A 3,504-nucleotide genomic window follows, 5' to 3' on the forward strand; every position below is an offset into this window, starting at 1 on the left:
GCCACGATGCGGGCCGGCCCCGCCATGGGCCGGACGCCGGGTCCCCCCGGCCCGCCGCCCGGCGCGCCCGGTACCCCCGGCGCGCCCGGCGGGCAGCCCCCGGCCCCGACCGGTGCGCCCACCGTCGGCCCCGGTTACCAGGCCGTGCTCCGCTACCGCGCGCCCGACGGCTCGGAGCAGCAGCTCATCCGCCGCTCGGCGCCCGGTACCCCGCACCCGGAGTGGCAGATCCTCTACGAGCTGCGCGCCATGAACGTGCCGCCGCAGCAGGTGCTGGAGCTGCACACCGAGCTGGAGTCCTGCGAGCTGCCCGGCGGCTACTGCGCCCGGATGATCCGGGAGACCTGGCCGCAGGTGCGGATCACGAGCGTGGCCCCGTACGGCCAGGACCACGCGGGCCGTCAGCAGGGCATGCGGCACCTGCTCACCCACCAGGGCGAACTGCACCAGGTGGCGGACGGTCCGGCGCGCCCCGCGCCGGTCCGTGCGCCGCTGCCGCAGGTGCCGCTGCAGCCGGCGATCCCGCTGGAGGCGATCGCGCAGGAGCTGACGGCCGCGTTCGGTCCGCAGGGCGTGTTCCGCTTCGACCAGCGGGCGGTGTCCCGTCAGGGCGTGCCCGAGATCGTGGCGCAGACGCTGATGTGGTCCGGCCTTCCGGTCGATTTCGGGCCGTTCTTCTGGGCGCAGGCGGTGCCGGGCCAGCCGGTGCCGACCCTGGCCGAGCTGGCCCAGCAGCGGCAGGTCCAGCCGGCCTCGGACGCGGGCTCGTACCTCGTCGTCGGCAGCGACTTCGGCAAGGCGCTGTGCGTGCAGTACGGGACCGCGCACATCGTGGCGGTGCCGGTGGAAGGCGGCCCGGGAGGTGCTCCCGTACCGCCGCAGTTCGTGAATTCGAGCCTGCCGCAGTTCGTACGGTCTCTCGCGATGCTGGGTCACATGTGGCGGCTGCGCCAGCATCTGACGCCCGAGCAGGCGGGGCGCTGGACGGTCGATTTCCAGGCGAATCTGGCGGGGCTCGACAGCGCGGCGCTGTCCTCGCCGGAGAGCTGGTGGTCGGTGCTGCTGGAGCAGATGTGGGACGGACTGCTCTGACCGTGTGACCGTGTGATCGGCTGGATGGCCGGGTCGGGACCTTCGAACAGGGTCTCGGCCCGGCCATTCCGGCTTCTGGGATCAAATGGCGCATCCTTGACGGGAATCCCCGCGAGAGAGGCGCATCCAGGATGAGTGCACCGATGGCGACCGTGCGCGGTCGTGGCTACCGCATGGACGAGGTCGACCGGTATCTCGCCCGGCTCTCCGGGAGCCGGGACGAGGCCTGGGAGCGGGTGGCACGGCTGACGGTCCTGGCCAAGCAGATGGAGGCGGAGGCGGCGCGGCTGCGGGAGGCGGTCTCCGCGCTGGCTCCGCAGACGTACGACGAGCTGAGCGAGCGGGCCCGCCGGATCCTGCTGCTGGCGGAGGAAGAGGCGGACGCCGTGCTGACGGACGCGCGGGTGGACGCCTCGGCGACGCTGGGCGCGGCCGAGGCGCGCGCCGACCGGGCGGCGGAGCTCGCGCGGGGCGACGCGGAGGCGGTGCGCGAGCAGACGGAGGTCCGGGCCCGGCAAGGGCTGTTGCGGGCACAGCGCGAGGCGGACGACGTGCGGGCGGGGGCGCGGGAGGACGCGGCGGCGTGGCGGGCGCAGGCGTCGGCCGAACTGGCGGAGACGCGGCGGCGGGCGGAGGCGGAGCGGGCGGAGCGCGAGCAGGATCAGGCGGAGCGCCGGGAGGCCTCGGAACGGGAGCTGGCGGCGCGGGAGGCGGACCTGGAGGCGCGCCAGGCGGAGCTGGAGCGGTGCGTCGAGGCCCGCCTGGCGGAGGCGCGGCGCGATTTCGCCGAGGCGGAGGAGTCGGCGCGGCACGGGCAGGAGGACGCGGAGGCCCGGGCGGCCGAGCTGCTCGCGCAGGCGCGGGTGGCGGAGGAGCGGATCGAGCGCGAGACGCGGGGGATCCTGCGGGAGCACGGGGAAGCGGCGGAGGAGATGAGGGCGCACATGAACCATGTCCGGTCCAGCCTGGCTGCCCTGACGGGTCGGGCTCCGGCGGAGGGCTAGTGCTGTGGCCGGGAAGGGTTGCCGGGTTGCGGCGTCCGGTGTGGTGCATCGCAAGGCGGAGGGCCGCGGCTCGTACTGGACGTACTTGTGCGGTCCGACAACGCGGCGAGGTGCCGTGCCGGGCGTCGTGACCCGGTGAACCTTTCCGGTCACAGCACTAGAGTCCGCGCGGGCTCCGTGCGCTCCGCCCCGGCTCCGTGCCGGCTCGGTGCCCGGAGGCGTGGCGGGGCGCAGGTGCGGGGCGGCGGGTGCGGGGTGGGGTGGTGTCGTCCGGGACCGTATGGCTCATGGCGACCTGGCGGTGCGGTCGCGTACGGGCCGCTGCCGGGCCGGCACATCACGTTGCACGTCGCGTCCGCGATGCCGGGGATCCGTGAAACTTCCTTTGCGTCAGGAGAGTTCGTTGAGGAAGTCCTCGATCAGCGGGGCGATCTGAGCGAGGTGGGTCTCCAGGGCGAAGTGGCCCGCGCCCTCGAAGATGTGGACCTCGGCGTCCGGGGCGTCCCGGAGGTAGGCCTTGGCGCCCTCCGGGGTGAAGAAGGGGTCGCCCGCGCCCCAGGCGACCAGCACCGGGATCCGGGCGGCGCGGAGCCAGGCCTGCCAGGCCGGATAGTGGGCGAAGTTCGAGGCGTAGTCGAAGGCGAGGTCGGCCTGGGCGTCGGCGCGCCCCGGCAGGCCGAGGTGGTGCACGTCGAGGGTCCAGCTGTCGGGGGAGAGGAGTCCGGTGTCGGCGACGCCGGTCTCGTACTGGAAGCGGGTGCCCTCCAGGGTGAAGAGCCCCCGGACGCGCTCCTCGTTGCCGGGGACCTCGCGCCGGAGTCCGGCGAACTCGCGGGCCGCGTCCGAGAGGCCCTCCTCGTAGGCGTTGCCGTTCTGGACGATCAGGCCGGTCACCCGCTCCGGCCGCCGCGCGGCGAGCCGCAGTCCGACCGGGGCGCCGAAGTCGAAGACGTACAGGGCGAAGCGGTCCAGTCCGAGGGTCTCGCTGAAGCCCTCCACGATGTCGGCGAGCCGGTCGAAGGTGTACGTGAACCCGGCCGGCGCCTCGGTGCGGCCGAAGCCGGGGTAGTCCGGGGCGATCAGCCGGTACGCGGTGTCGCCGAGGGCGTCCATCAGGCGGGCGAACTGGTGCGAGGCGGTGGGAAACCCGTGCAGGAGCAGCAGTACGGGGCCGTCGGCGGGGCCGCTCTCGCGGTAGGCGACGCGGACGCCATCCACGTCGACGGTGCGGTGCCGGATGGTGGGAATGGTACGGCGAGCGGTCATCACATGCCTCCTACGTCCTTGTTCCCATTAGTCTTGTCGGTGATCGCTAATGGGTCAAGGGTTTGGAGTAGCATTAGTTGGGTGACAGTGACCTTCCCGCTCACCGGTGAGCCCCTCGCGCTGGACCTCCTCAACACCGAGG

The 3,504-nt window shown here is 73.6% G+C and carries 3 protein-coding genes; 2 read left to right on the plus strand and 1 reads right to left on the minus strand.

Features of this window, described 5'->3' with window-relative positions:
• On the plus strand, positions 1-1,092 hold a 1,092-nt coding region (locus tag ACWGIU_RS33045), incomplete at its 5' end, for an SUKH-4 family immunity protein (RefSeq protein WP_453711793.1).
• 131 nt (positions 1,093-1,223) lie between these two features.
• Entirely contained in the window at positions 1,224-2,096 is an 873-nt protein-coding gene (locus ACWGIU_RS33050; RefSeq protein WP_453711794.1) for a cellulose-binding protein, read from the plus strand.
• Positions 2,097-2,486: 390 nt separating this feature from the next.
• On the opposite strand, the gene ACWGIU_RS33055 is transcribed toward ACWGIU_RS33050, so the two are convergent.
• A complete protein-coding gene (locus ACWGIU_RS33055) occupies positions 2,487-3,362 on the minus strand; it encodes an alpha/beta fold hydrolase (protein WP_453711795.1) in 876 nt (291 codons plus the stop codon).
• Between the last annotated feature and the right edge of the window lie 142 nt (positions 3,363-3,504).

The organism is Streptomyces sp. NPDC054840, from assembly GCF_053611065.1.

Coding starts and splice junctions, on each gene's coding strand:
- ACWGIU_RS33050 (WP_453711794.1), top strand. CDS start 1,224: ATGAGTGCACCGATGGCGACCGTGCGCGGTCGTGGCTACCGCATGGAC.
- ACWGIU_RS33055 (WP_453711795.1), bottom strand. CDS start 3,362: ATGACCGCTCGCCGTACCATTCCCACCATCCGGCACCGCACCGTCGAC.